This is a genomic window from Phreatobacter sp., assembly GCF_016793595.1.
GTDB lineage: Bacteria > Pseudomonadota > Alphaproteobacteria > Rhizobiales > Phreatobacteraceae > Phreatobacter.
Genome location: NZ_JAEULY010000021.1, coordinates 26509 through 52110, shown reverse-complemented (window position 1 = coordinate 52110; position 25602 = coordinate 26509). Strand labels below are relative to the sequence as shown.

Genomic DNA, 25602 nt, shown 5'->3' with positions numbered 1-25602 from the left:
CTCGAGATGATGGCGGCGACTGGTTCCTGCGCCGGCATCGAGAACTATTCGCGCTATTTCACCGGCCGCAAGCCGGGCGAGCCGCCGCCGACGCTGTTCGAGTACCTGCCGCCGGACTCGCTGCTGGTCGTCGACGAGAGCCACGTCACCGTGCCGCAGATCGGCGGCATGTTCCGCGGCGACTACAATCGCAAATTCACGCTTTCCGAGTACGGCTTCCGCCTGCCGTCCTGCATCGACAACCGTCCGCTCAAGTTCGAGGAGTGGGAGGCGATGCGGCCGCAGACGATCTTCGTCTCGGCGACGCCCGGCAAGTGGGAGCTCGAGCGCACCGGTGGCGTGTTCACCGAGCAGGTGGTGCGTCCGACCGGGCTGATCGATCCGGTGGTCGAGGTGCGGCCGACCGAGCACCAGGTCGACGACGTGATCGCCGAGTGCAAGGCCTGCGCAGCCAAGGGCCAGCGCGTGCTGGTGACCGTCCTCACCAAGAAGATGGCCGAGGCCCTGACCGAGTACATGCACGAGGCAGGCGTCAAGGTCCGCTACGTCCATTCGGACGTCGAGACGCTGGAGCGGATCGAGATCATCCGCGACCTGCGCCTCGGCGCCTTCGACGTGCTGGTCGGCATCAACCTGCTGCGCGAGGGCCTCGACATCCCGGAATGCGCGCTGGTCGCCATCCTTGACGCCGATAAAGAGGGTTTTCTGCGCAGCGAAACGTCCCTCATCCAGACCATCGGCCGCGCCGCCCGCAACGTCGACGGCCGCGTGCTGCTCTATGCCGACCAGATGACCGGCTCGATGGAGCGCGCGCTGGCCGAGACCAATCGCCGCCGCGAGAAGCAGACGGCCTATAACGAGGCGAACGGCATCACGCCGCAGACCATCAGGCGGCAGATCGCCCAGATCCTCGACAGCGTCTACGAGAAGGACCACGTCACCGTGGATGCCGGTCTCGCGAAGGTGGGCGCGACGGTCGGCCACAACCTCGCGGCTGTGATCGGCGATATCGAGAAGCGGATGCGCGAGGCGGCCGCGGACCTGCGCTTCGAGGAGGCCGCGCGCCTGCGCGACGAACTCAAGCGCCTGCGCGAGACCGAACTCGCCGTGCTCGACGACCCCATGGCGCGGCAGGAGAGCGTGGAGGACCGGACCGGCGGGTTCAGGGGCGCGAAGAAGTACGGCGCGCGGGGGAACCTGCCGCCGACGTCACGGGCGGCGCGGCCTGATCTGGACTCGATGGGGCCGGGGACTGACAGGGAAGTGCCGGCCGGCGCGGTGGCGAGGAAGAAGGGCGGGGGTAAGCCGGGGAAGGGGTGGAGGGGGTAGGGCTTGGCCGCAGCATGTTCACGATCACCTGAACCTTTTCGCCTCACCGTGCGACCCAGAGGTCTCCGACCCACCGGAACCCCACCATGTCCCGCCCGCTTCTCGCCTCTCTCCTCGCCGCCCTGGCGCTCGCTGCCATTGCTCCCGCCGCCTCTGCCCAGACGCCCGGCGCTGCCGCCGACCTCGCGGGACGCTGGACTTCCGACACGCGTGACGAGCGCGGCATGGAGATCCGCACCGAGGGCGCTGGGATCGCGGTGGTGCGGCGGTGGCGCACCGACGGCACGATCTGCACCCAGACCCTGTCCGGGACCTTCGATCCTGCCCGCCGCAGCGCCTCGCTCGACCAGCGCAGCACGTGCGAGAACGGCGCCAACGGCACCGGCCCGGCCTGCGCCCTGCGCGTCACCGCCAGCGACCGCTTCGTCCTGACCTGCCCCGACTTCAACCCGCGCACCTTCCGCCGCGCCGCCCGCTGAGGCGGGATCTTCGGACCATGACCTTCCTCCGCCCCGCCCTGCCGGCGTTCCTTGTCGCCACCGGCCTTGCCACCCCCGCCTTGGCCGCGCCGGTCACCTGCGCGCAGGACGGCTTCACCAAGGTGCTGCGGAGGGCGCACTGACAGGCGTGCGCCGGCAGCGCCGCCCCGATATGGGCTGCGCAGCGTGCCGGAAGTCTCGGGAGAGCCGGGAAAGCGGTGGGCCTAGCGGAGAGGCTGGCGCCCGATCACTGCGAAGTCGAAATTGCTGAGGGAGAGCTGGTGCATTTGGCCGGCCGCGTCCTGCGCGCGACAGGACCAGCGGCCGTCGACCAGCGTCACCTGCGAACAGGGGCTGAAACCGGCCGCCTTGAGCTGGAGGGTCATCATCCGGCCCTCTTCCGGAGTCGGGGAGCGTGAGAGCGCCTCGTCGGCGCGTGCCGGCGAGGACGTAGCCACGGCGAGGGCGAGCAGTGCCGTGCGTGCAAGAGAGGCGGCCATGTCTAGCGGTCCCCGTCCGGCTTGACGGCCGCAAGCTCGCCATCGCGGACGACACGCTCGAAACCCTCCGACGGGCTCTTGATCCGATACTGGATGTCGCCGTTCTCCGATGGACGCAGCGCCACCACAGTGAACGTGCCGGAGGCCGGCGGCCGCGATCCGTATTTCACGATGAGCCGGACCTGCGAGCCGACCGGGAAGCGGTGGCCGTGGCCGGCTGCGGCGACAGGCGGGGTCATGATCGCGACCGTGGTCCAGGCATGGCCGCATCCGGAGCACCGCCAGTCGTGCTCGGCCGAAGCCGGCGGGCGATGGCGCGACAGTACAGGGGCGATGGGATGCCGGCGACCACAGGCCGGGCAGGACGGCTTGTGGTCGCGGGCGGCATTGACGCGCGGCGAGAAAACCTTCTCGGCCGTCTCGATCACGCTGCGTTGCGCGGATGAAGGCCGGCGGTCGGTGGAGGTCAACATGGTCATTTCCTTTCGTGCCCTGGGGCACCGGAACGAGCCGGACGCCGCGCGATGGCGCGGATCGAGCGACCAGAACGTGAGATATTTGGAGGGCAGGCCGGATCGGCGTAAGCAACCGCCCCGCAGGAACGGTTGTGTCGGCAGTGCCGGGCGTCAGTCTCGTGGGGGCGTCCCGTCGCGACAGAAACTGCGTTGCGATGCGTCAGGACGAACAGCGGAGCACCGGGCGCGCTCCATAAGTCGGGATTATGCACCCGATGGTCCAATTCACCTAGGGAATAATGGGTACCCGCATTCTGTGCGGCGGCTTGATATCGCCGCAGTGAGCCTGCCGCGCCTGAGAATGGCGCCGCTAATGCGTAGGCACATAAAGAAATCTTTATGTCTTTATTGTCTCCCCCGGCCGCGCATGCTAGATCGCCCGCCGACAGGCCGGATATCCCTTCGGCCGCGCGCAATCCCTGAGGAACCCATGGCGCTCGACCAAGGCAAGGACTTCATCGTCAAGGACATCTCGCTCGCTCCCTTCGGCCGCAAGGAGATCGAGCTGGCCGAAACCGAAATGCCGGGCCTCATGTCCATCCGCGCCGAGTACGGCCCGTCGCAGCCGCTGAAGGGCGCGCGCATTGCCGGCTCGCTGCACATGACCATCCAGACGGCGGTGCTGATCGAGACGCTGAAGGCTCTCGGCGCCGACATCCGCTGGGTGTCCTGCAACATCTTCTCGACCCAGGACCACGCCGCCGCCGCCATCGCGGCCGCCGGCATCCCGGTCTTCGCCTACAAGGGCGAGAGCCTCGAGGAATACTGGGACTACACCGCCCGCCTGTTCGACTGGCACGGTGGCGGCACGCCGAACATGATCCTTGACGACGGCGGCGACGCCACCATGCTCGTCCATTACGGCCTGAAGGCCGAGGGCGGCGACACCGCCTTCCTCGACAAGCCGGGCTCGGATGAGGAAGTGATCTTCTTCGCGCTGATCCGGAAGCTGCTTGCGAGCAAGCCGAAGGGCTGGTTCGCCGAGGTCGCCAAGGCGATCAAGGGCGTCTCGGAAGAGACCACCACGGGTGTCCACCGCCTCTACAAGCTGGCCGAGGAAGGCAAGCTGCTGTTCCCGGCGATCAACGTCAACGACAGCGTCACCAAGTCGAAGTTCGACAATCTCTACGGCTGCCGTGAATCGCTGGTCGACGCCATCCGCCGCGGCACCGACGTGATGCTGGCCGGCAAGGTCGCCTTCGTCGCCGGCTTCGGCGATGTCGGCAAGGGCTCGGCGGCTTCGCTCCGCCAGGCCGGCGCCCGCGTCATTGTCTCGGAGATCGACCCGATCTGCGCCCTGCAGGCCTCCATGGAGGGCTACGAGGTCGCGACCATCGAGGACGCCTTCTCGCGAGCCGACATCTACGTCACCGCGACCGGCAATAAGGACATCATCACCGTCGAGCACATGCGGCAGATGAAGGACCGGGCCATCGTCTGCAATATAGGCCACTTCGACAACGAGATTCAGGTCGCCGGCCTGAAGAACTTCAAGTGGGTCAACATCAAGCCGCAGGTGGACGAGATCGAGTTCCCGGGCGGCAACCGCATCATCCTCCTGTCGGAGGGCCGTCTCGTGAACCTCGGCAATGCCATGGGCCATCCGAGCTTCGTCATGTCGTCGTCGTTCTCGAACCAGACGCTGGCGCAGATCGAGCTGTGGGCGAACCCCGGCAAGTACGAGAAGAAGGTCTACACGCTGCCCAAGCTGCTCGACGAGAAGGTCGCGGCGCTCCACCTCGAGAAGCTCGGCGTGAAGCTGACCAAGATGTCGAAGGAACAGGCCGATTATATCGGCGTGCCCGAGAAGGGCCCGTTCAAGCCGGACCACTACCGCTATTGATCGGCCGTTCAGGCTCTGCGATCAGGAAGGCCCGGCTCACCGCCGGGCCTTTTCTGTTTCGGGCGGCCGGGCCGCACAGCCACGGACGACGACCGCCATGCCCCTGACGCTCTCCACTTTCACCGCCGGCATCATCGCGCCGCTGGTCGGCACGGCCAGCACGGTGGCGCTGGTGATCGCGGCGGCGCAGGCGTTGGGAGCGACGGCGGGGCAGACGATCTCGTGGCTCGCGGCGATCTCGCTCGCCAAGGCGCTCGGCGGCATGGCGCTGACCTGGCGCTACCGCATCCCCATCGTGCTCGCGTGGTCGACGCCCGGCGCGGCGCTGATCGGGGCCTCGACCGGCATCGCCTTTCCGGAGGCGGTGGGGGCCTTCGTCGTCGCCTCGGCGCTGATCATCCTGACCGGCCTGATCCGGCCGCTGGGCGATTTCGTCGCGCGGCTGCCCGCATCCATCGCCTCGGCCATGCTGGCCGGCATCCTCATCAAGTTCGTCATGGATGTCGCGCTGGCGGTGCCGGGCGCGCCCTGGCTGGTCCTGCCGCTGGTCGCGATCTTCCTCGTCATGCGGCTCGCCCATGCCGCCAGCGCCATGCTGGTCGTGGTGGTGGCGGGCGTCGCACTGACCTATGCGCTGGGGCTCGCCGGCCCGCTGCCGACCGATGCGGGCCTTGCCCGCCTCGAATGGGTGACGCCGGTCTTCGTGCCCTCGGTGCTGATCGGCCTCGGCCTGCCGCTCTACCTCGTCACCATGGCGGGGCAGAACCTGCCGGGCATCGCCGTGTTGCGGGCGTCGGGCTACGACCCCAAGGTCGGGCCGATCATCGCCACCACCGGCCTCGGCTCGCTTGTTTCGGCCTTCTTCGGTGCGCATCCCTCCAATCTCGCGGCGATCACCGCGGCTATCGCGGCAGGGCCGGATTCGCACCCCGATCCGGCGAAGCGCTGGCCGGCCGGCATCGTCTACGGGCTCGCCTTCATCGGCATCGCCGCCTTTGCCGGCTTCTTCGTCGCGCTGTTCGCAGCCATGCCCAAGGCGCTTGTCGCGACGGTCGCGGGCCTTGCCCTCACCGGCGCGCTGATGGGCTCACTCACTGTCGCGATGGGCGACGAGCGCACGCGGTTCCCGGCCCTTCTCACCTTCGCGGTGGCGGCTTCGGGCGTCACCATGGGGGGCGTCGGCGCGGCCTTCTGGGGGCTCCTGATCGGCCTTCTGGCGCTGGCCGTCGAAAAGGCATGGCAGGCATGGCGGAAGGGTGGATGACCGTCACGAGGCGGTGAACATCGGTGCTCCTCGCCTTGACCTTCGGGGGGGCTTGCCTACCTTTGGTACCATCACCCGATTCCTCCAACTGAGCTGGAGATAAGGCCATGGGCGCCGTTGCCGCCACCACCGATGCCACCTTCGATACCGACGTCATCAAGTCGGACGCTCCGGTCGTCGTCGACTTCTGGGCGCCCTGGTGCGGCCCCTGCCGCATGATCGCGCCGGCCCTCGACGCCATCTCGGCCGAGATGGGCGACAAGGTGAAGATCGTGAAGGTGAATGTCGACGAGAATCCCAAGATCGCGTCGAACTACGGCATCATGTCCATCCCGACCCTGATGATCTTCAAGGGCGGCCAGCTCGTCGATCGCAAGACCGGCGCGGCGCCTCAGGCCGCCCTCAAGCAGTGGATTTCAGGCCACGCCTGACCGGCATAGCCATCCCTGCACGGACGAGCCGCCGGAAACGGCGGCTTTTTCGTTTGCGGATGCGGGATGTTCCGGCTTTCGGGGCTTGATCGCGGCGATAGCATCGCCCGATGGAGACCGAAGCCAAGGCAACCGTCCCGCGAAGGCCGCTGAGGCAGCGGCTGGGCGCGGCCGGTGGCCGTGTGCTCGACTGGCTGCTGCCACCGCTCTGCCTCGCCTGCCGCAATCCGGTCGGCGACCATGGCGCGCTGTGCCCGGCCTGCTGGAGCCGCGTCGCCTTCATTTCCGCTCCCGTCTGCGACCGGCTCGGCACGCCGCTGCCCTTCGATCTCGGGCCGGGAGCCCTGTCGCCCGCCGCCATCGCCAATCCGCCGGTTTTCGACCGCGCCCGTGCGGCCTTCCGTTTCGACGATGTCGGCCGGGCGCTTGTTCACGCGCTGAAATATGGCGACAGGCTGGAGATCGCCGCGCCGCTCGCCGGATGGATGGCGCGGGCCGGGCGGGATGTGCTGTCCGACGCGGACGCGTTCGTTCCCGTGCCGCTGCACTGGACGCGCCTGGTCGGCCGGCGCTTCAACCAGTCGGCGGAGCTGACGCGCCATCTGGCCGCCCTCACGGGTATCGCCAACGAGCCATTGGTTCTGCAGCGGGTGCGCCGGACCGCCCATCAGGTGGGGCTGACCCGGGCGCAAAGAGCCGAGAACGTCACCGGCGCCTTCCGCATCGCCGAGGACCGCAAGGGCTGGGTGCGCGGCAAGCGGCTGGTGCTGGTGGACGATGTCTATACGACCGGGGCGACCATCGAGGCCTGCGCGCGCGTGCTGCGCAGGGCAGGGGCCGCGCGCGTGGACGTGCTCACCGGCGCAAGGGTTGTGGACGGCCCCTTCGCGGTCCATATCTGACCTCCTGGACCCCGTAGCCGCCGGAAGCCGCGATGCCCGAAATCGTCATCTACACCAAGGACTGGTGCCCCTATTGCCAGTCGGCGAAGAGCCTCTTGACCGCGAAGGGCGCGGCCTTCACCGAGATCGACCTGATGAAGCATCCCGAGCGCCGGGCGGAGATGATCGACAAGGCCGGCGGGCGCACTTCCGTGCCGCAGATATTCATCGCGGGCCGGCATGTCGGCGGTTCCGACGACATCCACGCATTGGACGATGCCGGCAAGCTCGACGCCTTGCTGGCGGCCTGAGAGGCGAGCGGGGCGATGAGCGCGACATTCACCGCCGCCTGCGTGCAGATGCGCGCGGACGTGGACGTGAAGGCCAGCACGGATCAGGCGATCGCGCTGATCCGCGAGGCCGCGCGCGCCGGCGCGACCTATGTCCAGACGCCGGAAATGACCAATATCCTTCAGCCGGACCGGCCGAAATTCTTCGAGGCCATCCGCACCGAGGCCGAGGACGCATCTATCCCGCTGTTCCAGGCGGAAGCGATGACGCTCGGCATCTGGCTGCATGTCGGCTCGCTCGCCATCCGCATCGGCGAGAAACAGGCGGCGAACCGCGGCTATGTCATCTCGCCGGACGGCGAGGTGGTGGCGGCCTACGACAAGATCCACATGTTCGACGTGACGCTGCCGAACGGCCAGACCTATCGCGAATCCGCCGCCTATGCGCCGGGCGATGCGGCTGTTGTCGCGGACCTGCCCTGGGCAAGGCTCGGCGTCACCATCTGCTACGACCTGCGCTTCCCGCACCTCTACCGCTCGCTGGCCGAGCAGGGCGCGGGCGTTCTGGCGATCCCCTCCTCCTTCACGGTGCCGACGGGGCAGGCGCACTGGCATGTCCTGATGCGCGCCCGAGCCATCGAGAACGGCGCTTTCGTGATTGCAGCGGCACAGGGCGGCAAGCATGCCTGCGGCCGCGAAACCTACGGCCACAGCCTGATCGTTGACCCCTGGGGTGCCATCCTTGCCGAGGCCGACCACGACGAGCCGGGCGTCATCCTCGCCGAGATCGACATGGCGAAGGTGAACGAGACGCGTGGCCGGATTCCCTCGCTCGCCAATGGCCGCGTGTTCAGCCTGCCCGACATGTCCAGCGTCACCGCGTCATGATCAGATACGCCCTCCACTGCGACAAGGCCCACGCGTTCGAGAGCTGGTTTCCCTCCGCCGCCAGCTATGACGAGCAGCGCAAGCGCAGGCTGGTGACGTGCCCGGTCTGCGGCTCGCACAGGATCGACAAGGCGCTGATGGCTCCGCAGGTGGCCCGCAAGGACCGCGCGCCGGAGACGCCTGTCGCGATGCCTGCTCCGGCTGCCGAGGCGCCGGTCGCCATGGTTTCGCCGGCCGAGCAGGAGCTGCGCGCCAAGATCAGGGAACTGCGCGAACACCTCACGAAGAACTCCGACCATGTCGGCGACAAGTTCGCGGAGGAAGCGCGCAAGATCCACTATGGCGAGACCGAGCATCGCTCGATTCACGGATCGGCGACGCCCGAGGAGGCGAAGGAACTGCACGACGAGGGCATCGAGTTCCATCCGCTGCCCGTGCTGCCGGACGACCGGAACTGAGCGGGGCGCGCGTTCCGATCCTGCTACCTTGGCACGACCGACGTTTTCGTATATACATTAATCGATGATCGTCTGGGACGAAGCGAAGCGCCTCGCGAACCTGACCAAGCACGGCCTGGACTTCGCCGATCTGACGCTTGAATTCTTCCTCGACGCCAATGTCGTTGCCGCGAAGGACGGGCGTTTCAAGGCTCTTGGAGAGTTCAATGGCGAGATGGTTGTCGCCGTGGTCTTTCGCCCGCTCGGGACGGAGGCCCTCTCGGTGATCTCCATGCGGCCGGCAAGCCGCAAGGAACGGAGGCAGACATGACCGCGAAGAAGATGCGAGCTCTCTCCGACGCCGAGGAGACGATCATTCAGCGGCAGATTGAGGCTGATCCTGACAACCCGGAATGGACCGACGAGGAACTGGCGCAGGCTCGTCCGCTTGCGGAAGTTCTGCCCGACCTTGCGGCGGCGATGCGGAAGAACCTCGGTGGGCGTCCACGCTCCGATAACCCGAAGCAGGCGGTTTCGCTCAGGCTGGATGCCGAGGTGATCAGCAGGTTCAAGGCAGGGGGGCCCGGCTGGCAGTCGCGGATGAACGAGGCGCTGAGAAGGTCGGTCGGGCTGAAGGGTTAGCGGCCCCCCGTTGAGCCCTGACAATAGGACCGATGCACCGGCCGGCGACGCGTCGAAGCTGCCTGGCCAAGTAGCGGGGTAGGATTTTTATCCTTGACAGCGTTACGCTGGTCGGGTACGTTTCAGGCATGTTCGACAACTGCGTCCGGCGCTCGCCAGCCGGGTTCGCTACCGAAGCGATGTCGTAAGACCCGGCCGCGGCGATATGGCGGCGTCTTCCTGATCATCTTTGAACTCGATGCGGCTTCTCTGGCCGGGCACATGCTGCTACGCCGGATGAACCCGCAGGAGATTTGCATGGTCCGTTCGCTCGTCCTTGCCGCAATCGCGCTCGCTCTGTCGCCGCTGGCGGCGCAGGCCCAGCCGGCCACCGTCCGCATCAGCAATGACAGCGTGCCGACGCTCTGCGCCGAGGAGGACAATGTCGACCTGCGCCTGCACGCGCCGTCCGTGCGCCGCTTCCGCGTCGAGGCGGTGCACCCCGCCGTGATCGGCTCCATCGTCCGCGATTCCACCGCGCCGGACTTCACCGACTGCACCATCACCGACAAGGCGGATTTCCGCTTCACGCCGCGCCGCGTGGTGATGCACGAGGATCAGCGCCTGCGCGTCGTCGGCATCACCTTCGACAAGTTCTGGCGGCCCGAGCGCGTGCCGGTGACGGTGGGTGCGCGGCGCGAGGAGGGCTTCCACCTGCTCCAGCTGTTCTGGAAGGAGCGGGGCTCGGCGCCGTACGAGTTTCTCGTCCTCTATCCCGTGGACGGCTACTGGCGGATCAAGCCGCGTCCGCCCCGGCATCTCACCGACATCGCCTACGGAACGTCGGTACTGCTCGGGCCTATCGAGATGATGCAGCGGCCGGTGGTGAATCTCTCGGCCATCGCCTTCGATCCGGCGACCATGACGTTCAGCCTGACCTTCCGGGCCGGCGGCACGGCGACGGTCAAGGTCGATGCCATCGACCGTGCGCGCGTCGCGCTCGACGTGGCGCTGGAGCGGGCGGTTCCGGGCGGTCCCTTCGCGGGTCTGCGCTCCATGTATGTGACCGAGACCAATGCCGACGGCGCGCGCGTCGAATGGCGTGCGAGGGCCGAGAACCGCTGGCACGAGAGCCCGGTCATGGACTTCAAGGGCGGCGAGGGCATCGAGATGCGCCTCGGCCGCAACCAGCCGAGCCGGCACAATACATCCTCGCCCGACCACCGCTTCCTCGGCTTTTCAGAATAGGGCGCGGCGTCTCGCCGGTTGCGCGGGGCCTGCTATAGTCGCGCCGAACCCGCGCGAGACGGGACCGGAGGACACCCCATGAAGGCCATCGTCATCGAGGGCTTCGGCGACCCCGCCGACACGATCCAGCTGAAGGATATGCCGGAGCCGCCGCCTCCCGCCGCCGGCGAGGTGACGGTCGAGATGCTGGTGCTCAACATCAACCCGTCCGACCTGTTGCAGATCCAGGGACTCTACGGCGTGTCGAAGCCGCCGCTGCCGTTCATTCCGGGCGGCGAGGCGGTCGGGCGCGTATCAGCGGTGGGCGAGGGCGTGAAGGGGCTCGCCGTCGGCGATATCGTCTCGCCGATGATCCTCAATTGCTGGGTGGAGCGGGTGAACATCAAGTCCTCGCTCGCCATGAAGCTGCCGGCGGGCATCGATCTCAAACAGGCGTCGATGCTGAAGGGCAATCCGGCGACGGCGGTCGCGCTGCTCAACGATCAGGTGGTGCTGAAGCCCGGCGACTGGCTGATGCAGAATGCCGCCAATTCCGCTGTCGGCACCTTCCTCGTCAAGCTCGCCGCGCAGCGCGGCATCAACACGCTCAACGTCGTCAGGCGCGACAGCGCGGTCGAGGGCGTGAAGGCCGCCGGCGGCACGGCTGTTCTCGCGGATGCGCTGGATGATGCGCGCGCCTTCCGCAAGCGGGTGCGCGAGGCGACCGGTGGCGCCGACGTCAAGCTCGCCATCGACGCCATCGGCGGGGCGGCGACCGGGGTCATGGCCAATGCGCTCGCCGACGGCGGCACGATCGTCAATTACGGCCTGCTATCCGGCGAGCAGTGCCGGATCGACGCCCAGCACCTGATCTTCCGCAAAGTGACGCTCAAGGGCTTCTGGCTGATCCACTGGTTCCAGGAAGCCGGGCGCGAGCGTCTGGCGGAGACCTACGCCACCATTGCGAAGGGCATGGCGGACGGCACGCTGACGACGCCGGTCGCCGAGCTCATTCCGATGGCCGAGGCCAAGCGTGCGATGAGCGCGGCCGGCGAGGGCGGGCGGGCCGGCAAGGTGCTGATGACGACGCTTGCCTTTGGCTTCACGGTCGGCAACGGCTGAAACGAAAAACGGGGCCGTGAGGCCCCGTTCCCTTATGCGCGACCCGAGATGGATCAGGCCTTGTCGCTGGCGCGCTCGGTGCGCTCGGCGATGCGCGCCGACTTGCCGCGACGATCGCGCAGGTAATAGAGCTTCGCGCGACGGACCTTGCCGCGGCGAACCACCTTCACCGAGTCGATGATGGGGGAATAGATCGGGAAGACGCGCTCGACGCCCTCGCCGTAGGAAATCTTGCGGACGGTGAAGCTCTCCATCAGGCCGCCGCCGGAACGGGCGATGACGACGCCCTCGTAGGCCTGAACGCGCGAGCGCTCGCCTTCGCGGACCTTGACGTTGACGATGACGGTATCGCCGGGCTGGAAGTCCGGGATCTTCTTGTCGCCGAGGACGCGGGCGGCCTCTTCGGCCTCGATGGTCTGGATGAGGTTCATGGCTCTGATCCTTGTGGCCCCTGGCCTTGAGCGGCAGGGCATCTTGTTGGTCTTGGTTCTGGGGACGGGCACCGGGGGCGCCCGAGCGGCCGATGGCAGCGTGATCGGCGACCTTGTGGACGCCCTGCTGCCAGCGGACGCGGCTCCTTACTGGAACGCGGCGGGTTTGTCACCCCTTTCGGGGCTGATATTTGGCCCAGAGGTCCGGTCGCCGCTCGCGGGTGAGGCGCTCGGCCTCGGCACGCCGCCACTTCGCGACCTTCGCGTGGTCGCCGGAGACGAGGATATCGGGGATCGTCCGGTCCTCGAAGACCTGCGGGCGGGTATAGTGCGGATATTCGAGCAGGCCGGCTTCGAAGCTCTCCTCGGTGCCGGAATCATCATGGCCCATGACGCCGGGCAGGAGACGGACGACTGCATCGACCAGCACCATGGCGGCGAGTTCGCCGCCCGAGAGCACGTAGTCGCCGATGGAGACCTCCTCCAGCGCGCGCGCCTCGATGATGCGCTCGTCGACGCCCTCGAACCGGCCGCAGAGGATGACCACGCCAGGACCGGCGGCGAGCGCGCGGACACGTTCCTGCGTCAGCGGACGCCCGCGCGGCGACATGTAGAGGCGCGGGCGCGGATCGCCTTCGGGCGCGACATGGTCGATGGCGCGGGCGAGCACGTCGGGCTTCATCACCATGCCGGGGCCGCCGCCGGCCGGCGTATCGTCCACGGCGCGGTGCTTGCCGGTGGCGAAGTCGCGGATGAGATGGGTGTCGAGGGTCCAGGCTCCGCCCATGGCGCGCCCGGCAAGCGAGACGCCGAGGGGGCCGGGGAACATCTCGGGATAGAGGGTCAGCACCGAGGCGCGGAACATCGGCCCGGTCTCAGTCGCGATCTTCGGGGCCGCGCGGAGTGTCCTCCAGCAGGCCCTCGGGCGGATCGACGACGACGCGCCCGCCCCTGATGTCGACGGTCGGCACGACGGCTTTGGTGAACGGGATCATCACCGATTTCCGCGCCCGGCGCGCGACGTCGAGCATGTCGCCCGCGCCGAAATCATAGACGGCGGTAATGGTGCCGATGAGTTCGCCAGTCAGGGATTCGACCTTGAGGCCGATCAGGTCGGCGTGAAGGAATTCGTCCTCGGCCTCGTCGGCTGCGGGAATGCGCTCGCGCGGCACGAAGAGCTGGAGATTGGTGACGGCCTCGGCATCGTCGCGGGTCTTCAGCTCGGCGATGCGGGCGACCATGACCTCGCCCGCCGGGCGCAGGCTCTGAACGGTGAAGAGGCGGCCGTCGCGGGAGGCGAGGGGGGAATAATCGGCGATGGCGGCCGGATCCTGCGTGAAGGACTTCACGCGCACCTCGCCCCTGACGCCGTGCGGCGCACCGAATTTCGCGACGAGGACGAGATCGGAGGACATGGGGAGCCTTCCGCTAACCCTCTCCCCTTGTGGAAGAGGGTGCCCGCGTCAGCGGGCGGATGAGGGATGCGGGCGCCGGACGGGAAGCCCGTGTGACGCGGGGCATCTGCTTCGATCAGCGCATGCCCCTCACCCGGGTCCTGCCGGACCCACCCTCTCCCGCAAGGGGAGAGGGTTCGCGGGGGCACGCCACCCTCTCCCGTCAAGGGAGAGGGTCAGCACGCGGTTCTCAGCCCTCGGCCGGAGCCTCGGCACCCTTCGCGGCCTTGGCGGCCTTCGAAGCGGCGCGCTCCTCGGCCTTCTTGCCGGGCACGGCCTTCTCGGGGTTGTTGGTGGCGGTGCGCTTCATCAGGCCCTCGGCGTCGAGGAAGCGGGCGACGCGGTCCGACGGCGTGGCGCCCTTGGCGATCCAGGCCTTGGCCTTCTCGACATCGACCTCGTAGCGCTTCTGGTCCTTGGCGAGCATCGGGTTGTAGATGCCGATCTTCTCGATGAAGCGGCCGTCGCGCGGCGAACGCGAGTCGGCGACGACGATCTGGTAGAAGGGGCGCTTCTTGGTGCCGCGGCGGGCGAGGCGGATCTTGAGCGACATGGGTTACTCCGTGATGTGTCGTTCTGGATTGAGCTGAATGCGATGCGGATGAACTGAGCCGGCTATTTCTTCTTGCCGAACGGAAAGCCGGGAAGGCCGGGGAGCCTGCCGCCGCCGAGGCCCGGAAAGCCGGGAGGCAGGCCACCGGGGGGCAGCGCCGGCATCTTGTCGGGAAGACCTCCCGACAATCCGCCCGGCAGTTTCTTCTGCATCTCGGCGATCATCTCCGGCGTCGGCTGGGGTATGCCGCCCCCGCCGCCGAGCCCGAACATGTTGGCAAGGCCCGCCATGGGACCGCGCTTGGCTCCCGCGCCGCCCATGGACTTCATCATGTCGGCCATGCCGCGATGCATCTTCAGGAGCTTGTTGACGTCTTCCGGCTGCGTGCCGGAGCCACGGGCGATGCGGCGGCGGCGCTTGCCGTCGATCTCCTTGGGGTTGCGGCGTTCCCACGGCGTCATGGCGAAGATGATGGCGCGCTGGCGCTTGAACATCTTGTCGTCGCCCATGCCGGCGATCTTGCCCTGCATCGCCTTCATGCCGGGGATCATGCCCATCAGGCTCTGCATGCCGCCGAGCTTCATCATCTGGTCGAGCTGGTCGCCCATGTCGTCCAGATTGAACTGGCCGGCCTGCATGCGCTTGGCGATCGCCATGCCCTTTTCGGCATCGATCGTCTCGGCGGCCTTCTCGACGAGGGAGACGATGTCGCCCATGCCGAGAATGCGATTGGCGACGCGGGAGGGATGGAACTCCTCCAGCCCGTCCATCTTTTCCGAGGTGCCGAGCAGCTTGATCGGCTTGCCGGTGACGGCGCGCATGGAGAGCGCGGCGCCGCCGCGTCCATCGCCGTCGACGCGGGTCAGCGCGACGCCGGTGACATTGACGCGGGCCGTGAAGGAGCGGGCGACATTGACGGCGTCCTGACCGGTCAGACTGTCGACGACGAGAAGGGTTTCGTGCGGGCGGGCGGCGGCCTCGACCTCCGCCACCTCGATCATCAGCGCTTCGTCGACATGGGTGCGGCCGGCGGTATCCAGCATCACCACGTCGTAGCCGCCGAGCTTGCCGGCCTCGATGGCGCGGCGGGCGATCTGCACCGGCGACTGGCCCACGACGATGGGGAGGGTATCGACGCCGATCTGCTTGCCGAGGACGGCGAGCTGCTCCATCGCGGCCGGGCGGCGCGTATCGAGCGAGGCCATCAGCACCTTCTTCTTCTGGCGTTCGAAGAGGCGCTTGGCGAGCTTGGCCGTGGTGGTGGTCTTGCCCGAGCCCTGCAGGCCGACCATCATGATCGGCACCGGCGGCACGGCCTGAAGGTCGATGGCGACGCCCTCGCTGCCGAGCGTGTCGACCAGCGTGTCGTGGACGATCTTGACGACCATCTGGCCGGGGGTCACCGATTTCAGGACCTCGGCGCCGACGGCGCGGTCGCGGACCTTGTCGGTGAAGGAGCGCACGACCTCGAGCGCGACGTCGGCCTCGAGCAGGGCGCGGCGCACCTCGCGCATCGCCTCCTGCACGTCGGCCTCGCTCAGCGCGCCGCGGCCCTTGAGGCGATCGAGGATGCCGGACAGTCGTGTCGACAGGCCTTCGAACATGGATGCTCCAGCAAGGTCATTTCCGGGGAGCCCCGAAAATGGTCTCTGGTCACCGGAACCGCAACGCATTTCGCGCCCGAGGGCGCACCATGCGCTGTCGGGCGGGAGCCTCCGGGGTCATGGCCCCGGTCGGCGGGCTGGGTCTCGGAACGTCGAGAGTGGGGCGCGGATAGAGGGAAAGCGGCGGAAAGTCAAGGAAAGGCAATCAGGAACGACTGAGGCTCGCAGTCAATCATTGTTGCCCGGAACCCATGCATAACCGGCATCAACGGTTATGAATGGCCGGATGGCCGGCTCGTGGAAGCCAACCGTCTCGTAGCAATAATCGTACCCTTCGAAACAGAAGTGGCGCGGAACCCTCGTGTTTGGATGCAAAGAGCGCGTGATGGGGTCGTGGGCCGATATGGCGGCGATCAGCCGCGAGTTGCGCGCCTCCTTGATGTAGCTCCTGGTCCAGCCGTCGCCATGCCCCGCAGTGCAGTATAGCACCTCCTCAACAGCCAGATAGATTTCACATTTGATCGAGATACCGAATGCTGGCGGCCTAAGACGGGATCGAGCAGCCATGCCCGTTGGCGTCGTCGAGTTATCGACGACGAGAAGGTGCAGCTTTCCCTCCCATTGTCCTTTGTTGATGGCAAACGGCGATTTGATCCCATCGATGATCGAAGGATAGGCGTGCCACTCGAGGTCGGGATCGGGAAACATGGGCGTCCGTGCAAAAATCAGTCGCAGAATGGCGCGAGCATGCCGCCATTTGTAACGAGGCTGCAACCCGCACAATATGCCGCTGGATTCGACACTCGCGCCAACGGCCTTCCTTGGAAACCTCGCTCTACCTCCCCGTCAAAACCTTCCTCGAAGACCTCGGTTTCGCGGTCAAGGGCGAGATCACGGGCTGCGACCTCGTCGCGCTGAAGGACGGCGAGCCGGAAGCCGTGGTGATCGGCGAACTGAAGCTCGCCTTCACGCTGGAACTGGTGCTGCAGGGGGTCGACCGCTCGGCGGCGGCGGACGAAGTGTGGCTGGCGGTGAAGGCTTCCGCGCGGGGTCGCGGCAGGGAGCACGATTCACGGGTCAAGAAGCTCTGCCGGCTCTGCGGCTTCGGGCTGTTGTCGGTGCTGCCGATGGGCGGCGTGGAGGTGATTGTCGAGCCGGTGCCGTGGAAGCCGCGCCATGACGGCAAGCGTCGCTCGCGGATCGTCGCGGAGCATCGCCGCCGCAAGGGCGATCCGGCCGCCGGCGGCTCGACGCGCCGGCCGATCATGACCGCCTACCGGCAGCGGACGCTGGCCATGGCGCAGGCCTTGGCGGCGGGGCCGCTGCGTCCGCGCGATCTCAGGGAACTGGCCCCCGACGCGCTGGCGATCCTCAGCCGCAATGTCTACGGCTGGTTCGAACGGGCGGAACGGGGCGTCTATGCCCTCACGGATTCAGGCCATGCGGCGCTGGCGACGTGGAAGGATCACCTGCCGGCCTTGCCGCCGCCCTGACAAGCGGCGGACGGGCACGCGGCGATTGGCCGCTGCAACGCAACAAAATCATGCCACCTGCATTGGCGATGGTTCCCGCGCATTCCGACCTGCCCGTCCGATCAGGGAGAAGACCTTTGCCTTTCGACCAGACCCGCCGCATCCTCGTGACCGCGTTCGCGGGCGCGCCGTTCCTGCCGGCGTCATTCATCTCCGCACATGCGGCCGACCGCCCGGTGACGCCCGAGGAGATGCGCCAGATCGCCGACACGCTCCAGCGCGAGGGCTTCACCCGCTGGGGCAAGGTCGCGTTCGACGACGGCCGTTTCGAGGTCGACGATGCGGTCGGGGCCGACGGGCAGAAATACGAGCTGAAACTGTCGAACCTCGACTTCTCGATCATCGCGCGCAAGCTGGACGACTGATCACTCGCGCCGGCAGAGCCGCGTGAGGTCGGCCACCGTCAGGCGGATGGCGGTCTCGGATTTCTCGATCATCTGGCGCCCGCCGGTGCTGACGCAGTCCCAGCGCAGGTTCTCGCGCGAGGCGACGGCGCGGCGATAGTGGCCGGCGAGGGTCTCGATCGAGTCCGGCCGGATGCAGCCCGAGACGATGTGGCGGATGCGGCGCTCCAGCGCCGGCGGCCGGCCACAGGCGCGCAGGAACACCTCGACCACGGCATAGCTGTCGAGGCGGCGCATCAGGTCGGCGCGCTGGGAATCGTTGAGCAGGCCGAGATGGTAATCGCCGTGCGCGACGCCCTGCGCGGCAGGCGGGATCGACTGCGCCGCGGCCGGTGCCGCGGCGAGGACGAGCGCGGCGGCTGTCAGCAGGGAGCGGAGAGGGCGCATCGGGCGAGTCGCGGCAGGATCAGGATGCGCGAAGATGATCCGGGGCTGGTCAATTGGCAATGGCGCGCGATGCCGGGTCAGGACGCGGGGACATTCGGCCGCGACGCCGCGATCAGCTGGCCCAGCTCGACGAAATCGCGCTTGCGCGGCGATGTCGCCCGCCAGGCGAGGCCGAGCGTGCGGCTCGGCTCGGGATCGGCGAAGCGCATGACGTTGAGCGCGCCGGCGCGCGCCTCCACGTCGAGGCAGATCTCCGGCAGCAGGGTCAGGCCGAGGCCGTTGGAGACCATCTGCACCAGCGTCGTCAGCGACGAGGCGCCGAACGTGTCGATGCTCTCGACGCGGCGCAGGCTGCAGAAGGTCAGCGCCTGATCGCGCAGGCAGTGGCCTTCCTCCAGCAGCAGCAGGCGGTCGTCCTTGAGGATGTCGGGTGTCGCCCGCACGCGGCTGTCGATGCGCCGGTCCGGCGGCAGGGCCAGCAGGAAGCGGTCCTCGAACAGGCGGATGGTCTCGATATCGGGATGCTCCACCGGCAGGGCGACGAGCAGGAGGTCGAGCGCGCCGTCGATCAGCTCGCGGGTGAGCTGGTGGGTCTGCGTCTCGCGGATATGGATGTCGAGGTCGGGGAAGCGCTGGCGCATCGCCGGCAGGAAGCGCGGCAGGATATAGGGCGCGACGGAGGGGATGACGCCGAGCTGCAGCGTGCCGGCCAGCCGCTCGCCGCGATGAACGGCATAGTCCTTGAGGTCGCGGATGTCGGCGAGGATGCGGGCGGCGCGGCGGGCGATCTCGCGGCCGTCCTCGGTCAGCCGGACGCCCGAGCGTCGGCGTTCGAGGAGTTGAAGCCCGAGCTCGGCCTCAAGGTCCTGGATCTGCATCGAGAGCGCCGGCTGGGTGACGGCGCAATGGTCGGCCGCGCGGCCGAAATGGCCAAGCCGCGCGACGGCATCGAAATAGCGGAGCTGCTTGAACGTGAGCATGGATTGGCGATCAGAAAATCTGATTGAGAGGCCAATATAATACGATTGGCCGTGATCGTGAAGCTCCGCCTAGAACGGTTCCATCCTGAACTGCGGCAGCCAGCCCGGAGCATTCCCATGGCCGACAAGACCATTATGACAACGGCGGGCGGCGCGCCCGTCGGCGACAACCAGAATTCGCTGAGCGCGGGTCCGCGCGGGCCGCTGCTGATGCAGGACTTCCACCTGCTGGAGAAGCTCGCCCATCAGAACCGCGAGCGCATTCCCGAGCGCACCGTCCACGCCAAGGGCTCGGGCGCCTATGGCAAGCTGACCGTGACCAAGGACATCTCGCAATACACCAAGGCGGCGGCGCTTCAGCCGGGCGCGGTGACGGAAGCCTTCCTGCGCTTCTCGACGGTGGCCGGCGAGCGCGGCGCGGCGGATGCCGAGCGCGACGTGCGCGGCTTCGCGCTGCGCTTCTACACGAGCGAGGGCAACTGGGACATCGTCGGCAACAACACGCCGGTCTTCTTCATCCGCGATCCGCTGAAGTTCCCGGACTTCATCCACACGCAGAAGCGCCACCCGCGCTCCAACCTGCGCTCGCCGACGGCGATGTGGGATTTCTGGTCGCTGTCGCCGGAGAGCCTGCATCAGGTGACGATCCTGATGTCGGATCGCGGCCTGCCGCAGTCCTATCGCCACGTCGACGGTTTCGGCTCGCACACCTATTCGTTCATCAATGCGGCCAACGAGCGCTTCTGGGTGAAGTTCCACTTCAAGACGAAGCAGGGCATCCGCAACTGGACCAATGCCGAGGGCGCGAAGGTCATCGCCGATGACCGCGAGTCGGCGCAGCGCGACCTCTACGAGGCGATCGAGAAGGGCGACTTTCCGACATGGACGTTCTACGTCCAGATCATGCCGGAGGCCGAGACGGCCAAGCACTGGTACAACCCCTTCGACCTGACCAAGGTCTGGCCGCATGGCGACTATCCGCTGATCGAGGTCGGCGAGCTCGAACTGAACCGCAACCCCGAGAACTATTTCGCCGAGGTCGAGCAGGCGGCGCTGGCGCCCTCGAACATCGTGCCGGGCATCGGCCACTCGCCGGACAAGATGCTGCAGGCGCGCATCTTCTCCTACGCCGATGCGCATCGCTACCGCGTCGGCATCAACCACCACCAGCTGCCGGTGAACCAGCCGCGCTGCCCGGTGCATCATTACCACGCCGACGGCGCGATGCGGCTCGCCGGCAATGCCAACCCCAACGCCTATTACCAGCCGAACACGATGGGTGGCCCGGTGGACGATCCGCGCTTCAACGAGCCGCCGCTGGCGCTCGACGGCGCGGCCGCCCGCTACAACCACCGCGACGGCAATGACGACTACCGCCAGCCGGGCGATCTGTTCCGCCTGATGACGCCGGACCAGCAGGGTCAGCTGATGGACAATATCGCCGCCGCCATGCAGGGCGTGCCGGTCGAGATCGTCCGCCGGCAGGTCGTCCACTTCTACCGCTGCGACCCGGATTACGGCATCGGCGTCGCCACCCGCATGGGTCTGTCGGTGACCGACCTGCCGCATGCGGTGGCCGCCGAGTAAGGCGCCGCCGCCAGACGGGAAGCCGGCGCCCCCGAGGCCGGTTTCCCGTCCACCCGTTTCACCCGAAAGGAGATATTCAGATGGCCGTTGCCCAAGCCCTGCATTCCAACCGCGCCGATGCCGTCGGCGAGATCGTCACCGAGGCCAATGTCTCGGCCCTCAACGCGGCGCTCGCCGATCGCGGCATCGATGCCGAGCGGATCATCTCGATCCTGCCGGTGGCGGCGCAGACGCTCATGACGGCGGCGCCGGCGCAGTTCCGCGTGCTTTATCGGGCGCACTGATTGCCCGCGCGCGGACTGAGCGCCTTTCGGGCTTGACGGGCGCGGCCGTGTCCGCCACGGCTCGGCCATGCCCGTCGCCATCGCCGCCGATACCGCCTTCGAGACCCGTCTTGCCGCCGCCGCCGGTCATGTCGAGGCGGCGCTGGCGATGCTGCTGTCCGGCGATGCGGCGGCCGGCGAGACCGCCCGGCCGGAGCGCCTGATCGCCGCCATGCGCCATGGCGTGCTCGCGGGCGGCAAGCGGCTGCGGCCGTTTCTCGTCATGGAGAGCGCGGCGCTGTTCGGGCTTCCGCCCGAGGCGGCGGTGCGCGCCGCCGCGGCGCTCGAACTCGTCCACTGCTATTCGCTCATCCACGACGATCTGCCGGCGATGGACGACGACGATGTCAGGCGTGGCCGCCCGACCGTCCACAAGGCCTATGACGAAGCCTCCGCCATTCTTGCCGGCGATGCCCTGCTGACGCTGGCCTTCGACGCGATGGCTTCGCCGCAAACCCATGCCGATCCGGCCGTTCGCGCGGAACTCGTCGTCATGCTGGCGCGTGCGGCCGGCGTCGGCGGCATGGCCGGCGGGCAGGTGCTGGACCTGGCGGCGGAGGGGCGTTTCGCCGACGGCCGCCCCCTGTCGCTCGCCGATGCCGAAATCCGCCGCCTGCAGGCGATGAAGACCGGCGCGCTGATCCGCTTCGCCTGCGAGGCCGGGGCGGTGCTCGGCGGCGCCTCCGCGCCCCAGCGCGCGGCGCTCGTGGCCTATGGCGAGACGGTGGGGCTGGCCTTCCAGATCGCCGACGACCTGATCGATGTCGAGGGCGACGCGGCCCGGGCCGGCAAAGCGACCGGCAAGGATGCGGCCCGTGGAAAGGGAACGCTCGTATCGCTGAACGGTACGATGTGGGCGCGCGACGAACTGACGCGCCTCGTCAGCGATGCGGAGGCGAAGCTGGCAGCTTTCGGCGAACGGGCCGGCACGCTGGCTGCCACAGCGCGTTTCGTGGCCTTCCGCACGACCTGAGCGGCGGATCGGACTCAAGGCCTGCCGCCTTGACATGCTCGAACGGCGCGCGCGACGATCCGCGCTTTCCTGAACTTGGCGAATGGGGGAACGGGCCATGGGCTGGTCTTTGAAGCGGTCGGCCATGCGCGGCCTTGCGGCGCTGGCGATGGGCGTCGTGCTCGCGGCGGGCCTTGCGGGATCGGCGGACGCGCAGAAGGCGCGGAACACGCTCCGCTTCGCCTATGACCAGGTGCCGGAGAACGTCGATCCGTTCTTCAACAACGTTCGTATCGGCGTGATCATCGCCCATCAGGTCTGGGACAACCTGATCTACCGCGACCCCAAGACCAACGAGTACAAGGGGCAGCTGGCGACCGCCTGGCGCTGGATCGACGAGAAGACGCTGGAGCTCGACCTCAGGCGCGGCGTGAAGTTCCACAACGGCGCCGAGTTCACCGCCGACGACGTGGTCTATACGCTGAACTACGTCGCCAATCCGGCGAACCGCTCGACCACCCAGTCGAACGTCAACTGGATCGACCGCGTCGAGAAAGTCGATTCCCACAAGGTCCGCATCATCACCAAGCGGCCGTTCCCGGCGGCCATCGAATATCTCGCCGGCCCCATCGTCATCCACCCCGCCGCCTATTACGAGCAGGTCGGCCCGAAGGGCATGAACGAGAAGCCGGTCGGCTCGGGTCCGTATCGGGTCGTCGAGCACCAGATCGGCCGCTCGATCACGCTCGAGCGCAATCCCGACTACTTCCGCGACGGTCCGAAGCCGCAGCCGACCATCCAGCGCATCGTCATCCGCTTCATCCCCGACCGCCAGACGCAGGTCGCGGAGATGCTGTCGGGCGGCCTCGACTTCGTCATGAACGTCGCGCCCGACCAGGCCCAGCAGATGCGCGTCGTGCCGACGCTGCAGATCGTCTCGGGCGGCACCATGCGCATCGTCTTCCTCAACATGGCGACGACCGAGCGCTCGCCGTCGCCGCCGCTGCGCGACGTGCGCGTGCGCCGCGCCATCGCCCATGCCATCGATCGCCAGACGATGGCGACGCAGCTGGTCGGGCCGGGCTCGCAGCTCATCAACGCCATCTGCTTCCCTGCGCAGTTCGGCTGCGACGCCTCGCAGGCGGCGGTCTACAACTATGACCCCGCCAAGGCGCGCCAGCTGCTCGCCGAGGCCGGCTTCCCGAACGGTTTCGAGGTCGAGTTCCATTCCTATCGCGAGCGGAACCAGGCCGAGGCGATGATCAACTATCTGCGCGCCGTCGGCATCCGCGCGACGCTGCGCTTCGGCCAGTACGCGGCCATGCGCGACCAGATCCGCGCGGGCCGGGCCGCCATGGCGCACCAGACCTGGGGCTCGTTCTCGATCAACGACGTGTCGGCCTCGACGCCGGTCTACTACAAGGGCCTCGACGACGACATTTCGCGCGACCCCAAGGTGATCGAGCTCCTGGAGCGCGGCGACACCGTGACCGATCCGCAGCAGCGCCTCGCCGCCTATCGGCAGGCCCACGCGATCATCACCGAACAGGCCTATTCGGTGCCGCTCTACAACCTCGTCACCTTCTACGCCGCCTCCAAGGACCTGGAATTCAACGCCTATCCGGACGAGCTTCCGCGGTTCTGGGAAATGCGCTGGAAATGATGGCATGCTGCCGCCCGGTCCGTTAGGGATCGTGGCGGCGGTCAATTCCAAGGCGCATGACTGAATGTTTATCTACACGCTCAAGCGGCTGGCTCTGGCCGCCCTCGTCGCGTTCGCCGTGTCGGTGCTGGCCTTCGTGCTGGTCCGGCTGACGGGTGATGTCGCCATCGCCATCGCCGGTGAGGGCGCGCGCGCCGATGACATCGCCGCCGTCCGCCAGCAATACGGCCTCGACCGTCCGCTGGTGGTGCAATATGTCGAGTGGCTCGGGCGCACCCTGAAGGGCGATTTCGGCCAGTCGCTCTATTTCAAGACGCCGGTGACCGAACTGATCGGCGACAAGATCCAGACCACCGCCGTCCTCGCGCTGCTGTCGATCGCCTTCGCGCTGATCCTGTCGATCCCGCTCGGCGTCATGGCGGCGGTCTGGCAGAATTCCTGGATCGACCGGCTCTGCCTCGGCCTGGCGGTCGCGGGTCAGGCGCTGCCCAATTTCTTCTTCGCCCTGTGCCTGATCATGGTCTTCTCCATCGGCCTCGGCTGGCTGCCGGTCTCGGGCGCCGACAGCTGGTGGCACTTCATCATGCCCACCGTCGCGCTCGGCTACTACGTGACGCCGCCTTTCATGCGCCTCGTCCGGGCCGGCATGATCGAGGTGCTGAACGCCGACTACATCCGCACCGCGCGCGCCAAGGGCCTGCCGCCGGCGACCGTGGTGCTGCGCCATGCGCTGCGCAACGCGCTGGTGCCGGTCGTCGCCCTGACGGCGGTGCAGCTCGGCTTCCTGCTCGGCGGCTCCATCGTCATCGAGACGGTCTTCGCGCTCGACGGGCTCGGCTACCTCGCCTACCAGGCCATCGCGCAGAAGGATTTCCCGGTGATCCAGGCGGTGCTGCTGATGCTGTCGGTGGCCTATGTGCTGCTGACGCTCGGCGCCGATCTGGTCAATGCGTGGCTCGATCCCAGGATCAGGGTGGGCTGACATGAGCGACATCGCCCACACCGACGCGCCCGTCGTCGCCACCGCCGAACCCTCGCGCCTGATGCGGCGGGTGATGGGTCACAAGGGCCTGCTGTTCGGCAGCGCCGTGTTCGGCATCATCGTCCTGATCGCGCTGCTGGCGCCACTGATCGCGCCGCACGATCCCTATGCGCAGGACCTCAACAACCGGCTCGTGCCGCCGATCTGGTACGAGCGGGGCACCTGGACCCATATTCTCGGCACCGACAATCTCGGCCGGGACTACCTGTCGCGCACGCTCTACGGCGCGCAGATCTCGCTGCTGATCGGCCTCGCTGTGATGCTGATCTCGGGGACGATCGGCACCGCCCTCGGCCTCGCGGCCGGCTATTTCGGCGGCCGGATCGACATGGCGATCACCTTCATCATCACGACGCGGCTGGCGCTGCCGGTGGTGCTGGTCGCGCTCGCGGTGGTCGCGATGGTCGGCGGCACGCTCGGCATCGTCATCGCGGTGCTCGGCCTGCTCAAATGGGACCGCTTCGCCGTCGTCATGCGTTCGGCGACGCAGCAGGTGCGCTCGCTGGACTATGTGGAAGCGGCGCGCGCCGGCGGCTCAAGCCAGCTCCGCATCATCCTGCGCGAGGTGCTGCCCAACGTGCTGCCGCATCTCATCGTGGTCGGCACGGTCGAGGCGGCCAGCGCCATCCTCCTCGAGGCCGCCTTGTCCTTCCTCGGGCTCGGCGTCCAGCCGCCGCTGCCGTCCTGGGGCCTGATGATCTCGGAAGCGAAGAACTTCATGTTCTTCTCGTTCTGGCTGATCGCCATTCCTGGCGCGGCGCTGGCGCTGCTGGTGCTCGCCATCAACATGATCGGCGACGGCCTGCGCGACGTCACGGCACCGAAGAGCCATAGCTGACGAAAGCAGGGCTCGGCGCGCAGTC

The 25602-nt window shown here is 67.7% G+C and carries 32 protein-coding genes; 22 read left to right on the top strand and 10 right to left on the bottom strand.

From position 1 onward, the window contains the following. From JNK84_RS20460 to JNK84_RS20450, 3 genes are all read left to right on the top strand, one after another. A partial coding sequence (locus JNK84_RS20460) for a helicase-related protein (RefSeq protein WP_293427599.1) occupies positions 1-1329 on the top strand: 1329 nt, incomplete at its 5' end. 86 nt (positions 1330-1415) lie between these two features. Further along, positions 1416-1808, top strand: coding sequence for a hypothetical protein (locus JNK84_RS20455; protein ID WP_293427596.1), 393 nt, complete (start codon positions 1416-1418; stop codon positions 1806-1808). A 17-nt stretch (positions 1809-1825) separates the two neighbouring features. Then, positions 1826-1951, top strand: a complete 126-nt coding sequence (locus JNK84_RS20450) for a hypothetical protein (RefSeq protein ID WP_293427594.1) — start codon at positions 1826-1828, stop codon at positions 1949-1951. Between the two features lie 81 nt (positions 1952-2032). Here JNK84_RS20450 and JNK84_RS20445 read toward each other — a convergent pair whose 3' ends face one another. Both JNK84_RS20445 and JNK84_RS20440 read right to left on the bottom strand, forming a co-directional pair. Further along, entirely contained in the window at positions 2033-2308 is a 276-nt protein-coding gene (locus tag JNK84_RS20445) for a hypothetical protein (RefSeq protein ID WP_293427591.1), read from the bottom strand. A 2-nt stretch (positions 2309-2310) separates the two neighbouring features. Further along, positions 2311-2781, bottom strand: coding sequence for a hypothetical protein (locus JNK84_RS20440; protein ID WP_293427588.1), 471 nt, complete (start codon positions 2779-2781; stop codon positions 2311-2313). 472 nt (positions 2782-3253) lie between these two features. Here JNK84_RS20440 and ahcY point away from each other — a divergent pair, with 472 nt between their 5' ends. From ahcY to JNK84_RS20385, 11 genes are all read left to right on the top strand, one after another. After that, positions 3254-4666 carry an adenosylhomocysteinase gene (ahcY, locus tag JNK84_RS20435; RefSeq protein WP_293427585.1) on the top strand — a complete coding sequence of 471 codons (1413 nt, stop codon included), beginning with the start codon at positions 3254-3256 and terminating at the stop codon, positions 4664-4666. A gap of 97 nt (positions 4667-4763) precedes the next feature. Beyond that, positions 4764-5930 carry a benzoate/H(+) symporter BenE family transporter gene (locus JNK84_RS20430; RefSeq protein ID WP_293427582.1) on the top strand — a complete coding sequence of 389 codons (1167 nt, stop codon included), beginning with the start codon at positions 4764-4766 and terminating at the stop codon, positions 5928-5930. A 107-nt stretch (positions 5931-6037) separates the two neighbouring features. Continuing rightward, positions 6038-6361: a thioredoxin gene (gene trxA, locus JNK84_RS20425; RefSeq protein ID WP_293427579.1), complete on the top strand. Its 324-nt coding sequence runs from the start codon at positions 6038-6040 to the stop codon at positions 6359-6361. A gap of 110 nt (positions 6362-6471) precedes the next feature. Beyond that, positions 6472-7263: a ComF family protein gene (locus JNK84_RS20420; protein WP_293427577.1), complete on the top strand. Its 792-nt coding sequence runs from the start codon at positions 6472-6474 to the stop codon at positions 7261-7263. 32 nt (positions 7264-7295) lie between these two features. Next, positions 7296-7553: a glutaredoxin 3 gene (gene grxC, locus JNK84_RS20415; protein WP_293427575.1), complete on the top strand. Its 258-nt coding sequence runs from the start codon at positions 7296-7298 to the stop codon at positions 7551-7553. 15 nt (positions 7554-7568) lie between these two features. Further along, on the top strand, positions 7569-8420 hold the full coding sequence (locus JNK84_RS20410) for a carbon-nitrogen hydrolase family protein (RefSeq protein WP_293427573.1): 852 nt from the start codon (positions 7569-7571) through the stop codon (positions 8418-8420). After that, positions 8417-8878 carry a DUF1178 family protein gene (locus JNK84_RS20405; RefSeq protein WP_293427571.1) on the top strand — a complete coding sequence of 154 codons (462 nt, stop codon included), beginning with the start codon at positions 8417-8419 and terminating at the stop codon, positions 8876-8878. The genes JNK84_RS20410 and JNK84_RS20405 overlap by 4 nt, the downstream gene beginning before the upstream one ends. A 64-nt stretch (positions 8879-8942) precedes the next feature. After that, the gene (locus tag JNK84_RS20400; RefSeq protein ID WP_293427569.1) at positions 8943-9188 is read left to right on the top strand and encodes a BrnT family toxin; all 246 of its coding nucleotides are present in this window, start codon (positions 8943-8945) and stop codon (positions 9186-9188) included. Continuing rightward, positions 9185-9499 carry a BrnA antitoxin family protein gene (locus JNK84_RS20395; protein WP_293427566.1) on the top strand — a complete coding sequence of 105 codons (315 nt, stop codon included), beginning with the start codon at positions 9185-9187 and terminating at the stop codon, positions 9497-9499. Before JNK84_RS20400 ends, JNK84_RS20395 begins: the two co-directional genes overlap by 4 nt. 297 nt (positions 9500-9796) lie before the next feature. Further along, the gene (locus JNK84_RS20390) at positions 9797-10726 is read left to right on the top strand and encodes a hypothetical protein (RefSeq protein ID WP_293427563.1); all 930 of its coding nucleotides are present in this window, start codon (positions 9797-9799) and stop codon (positions 10724-10726) included. Positions 10727-10804: 78 nt separating this feature from the next. Next, positions 10805-11827, top strand: a complete 1023-nt coding sequence (locus JNK84_RS20385) for a zinc-dependent alcohol dehydrogenase family protein (protein ID WP_293427560.1) — start codon at positions 10805-10807, stop codon at positions 11825-11827. 53 nt (positions 11828-11880) lie between these two features. On the opposite strand, the gene rplS is transcribed toward JNK84_RS20385, so the two are convergent. The 6 genes from rplS to JNK84_RS20355 all read right to left on the bottom strand — a co-directional run bounded on the left by rplS (position 11881) and on the right by JNK84_RS20355 (position 16577). After that, a complete protein-coding gene (rplS, locus tag JNK84_RS20380; RefSeq protein WP_293427557.1) occupies positions 11881-12258 on the bottom strand; it encodes a 50S ribosomal protein L19 in 378 nt (125 codons plus the stop codon). A 169-nt stretch (positions 12259-12427) separates the two neighbouring features. Beyond that, complete coding sequence (gene trmD / locus JNK84_RS20375) at positions 12428-13123, bottom strand: tRNA (guanosine(37)-N1)-methyltransferase TrmD (protein ID WP_293427554.1); 696 nt, start codon at positions 13121-13123, stop codon at positions 12428-12430. 10 nt (positions 13124-13133) lie between these two features. Next, positions 13134-13673, bottom strand: a complete 540-nt coding sequence (gene rimM, locus JNK84_RS20370; protein ID WP_293427551.1) for a ribosome maturation factor RimM — start codon at positions 13671-13673, stop codon at positions 13134-13136. A 229-nt stretch (positions 13674-13902) separates the two neighbouring features. Further along, positions 13903-14265, bottom strand: a complete 363-nt coding sequence (gene rpsP, locus JNK84_RS20365; RefSeq protein ID WP_293427548.1) for a 30S ribosomal protein S16 — start codon at positions 14263-14265, stop codon at positions 13903-13905. A gap of 62 nt (positions 14266-14327) precedes the next feature. Then, complete coding sequence (gene ffh / locus JNK84_RS20360; protein ID WP_293427546.1) at positions 14328-15869, bottom strand: signal recognition particle protein; 1542 nt, start codon at positions 15867-15869, stop codon at positions 14328-14330. Between the two features lie 228 nt (positions 15870-16097). Beyond that, positions 16098-16577 carry a hypothetical protein gene (locus JNK84_RS20355; protein WP_293427544.1) on the bottom strand — a complete coding sequence of 160 codons (480 nt, stop codon included), beginning with the start codon at positions 16575-16577 and terminating at the stop codon, positions 16098-16100. Between the two features lie 113 nt (positions 16578-16690). Here JNK84_RS20355 and JNK84_RS20350 point away from each other — a divergent pair, with 113 nt between their 5' ends. Then, complete coding sequence (locus tag JNK84_RS20350) at positions 16691-17362, top strand: DUF2161 domain-containing phosphodiesterase (protein WP_293427542.1); 672 nt, start codon at positions 16691-16693, stop codon at positions 17360-17362. Positions 17363-17478: 116 nt separating this feature from the next. Then, positions 17479-17766 (top strand): PepSY domain-containing protein, encoded by a 288-nt coding sequence (locus tag JNK84_RS20345; protein ID WP_293427539.1) that lies wholly within the window; start codon positions 17479-17481, stop codon positions 17764-17766. Here JNK84_RS20345 and JNK84_RS20340 read toward each other — a convergent pair whose 3' ends face one another. Then, positions 17767-18192 carry a hypothetical protein gene (locus JNK84_RS20340; RefSeq protein ID WP_293427536.1) on the bottom strand — a complete coding sequence of 142 codons (426 nt, stop codon included), beginning with the start codon at positions 18190-18192 and terminating at the stop codon, positions 17767-17769. Between the two features lie 77 nt (positions 18193-18269). Continuing rightward, positions 18270-19172 carry a hydrogen peroxide-inducible genes activator gene (locus JNK84_RS20335; RefSeq protein ID WP_293427533.1) on the bottom strand — a complete coding sequence of 301 codons (903 nt, stop codon included), beginning with the start codon at positions 19170-19172 and terminating at the stop codon, positions 18270-18272. A 117-nt stretch (positions 19173-19289) separates the two neighbouring features. On the opposite strand from JNK84_RS20335, the gene JNK84_RS20330 reads away from it, so the two are divergent. The 6 genes from JNK84_RS20330 to JNK84_RS20305 all read left to right on the top strand — a co-directional run bounded on the left by JNK84_RS20330 (position 19290) and on the right by JNK84_RS20305 (position 25577). Beyond that, the gene (locus JNK84_RS20330) at positions 19290-20759 is read left to right on the top strand and encodes a catalase (protein WP_293427530.1); all 1470 of its coding nucleotides are present in this window, start codon (positions 19290-19292) and stop codon (positions 20757-20759) included. 80 nt (positions 20760-20839) lie between these two features. Next, entirely contained in the window at positions 20840-21043 is a 204-nt protein-coding gene (locus JNK84_RS20325; protein ID WP_293427527.1) for a hypothetical protein, read from the top strand. 67 nt (positions 21044-21110) lie between these two features. Beyond that, entirely contained in the window at positions 21111-22055 is a 945-nt protein-coding gene (locus JNK84_RS20320) for a polyprenyl synthetase family protein (protein ID WP_441343279.1), read from the top strand. A gap of 97 nt (positions 22056-22152) precedes the next feature. Then, complete coding sequence (locus tag JNK84_RS20315; RefSeq protein ID WP_293427524.1) at positions 22153-23697, top strand: ABC transporter substrate-binding protein; 1545 nt, start codon at positions 22153-22155, stop codon at positions 23695-23697. 64 nt (positions 23698-23761) lie between these two features. Further along, positions 23762-24679: an ABC transporter permease gene (locus tag JNK84_RS20310; RefSeq protein ID WP_293427521.1), complete on the top strand. Its 918-nt coding sequence runs from the start codon at positions 23762-23764 to the stop codon at positions 24677-24679. Between the two features lies 1 nt (position 24680). After that, positions 24681-25577 carry an ABC transporter permease gene (locus tag JNK84_RS20305; protein ID WP_293427518.1) on the top strand — a complete coding sequence of 299 codons (897 nt, stop codon included), beginning with the start codon at positions 24681-24683 and terminating at the stop codon, positions 25575-25577. Positions 25578-25602 lie beyond the last annotated feature (25 nt).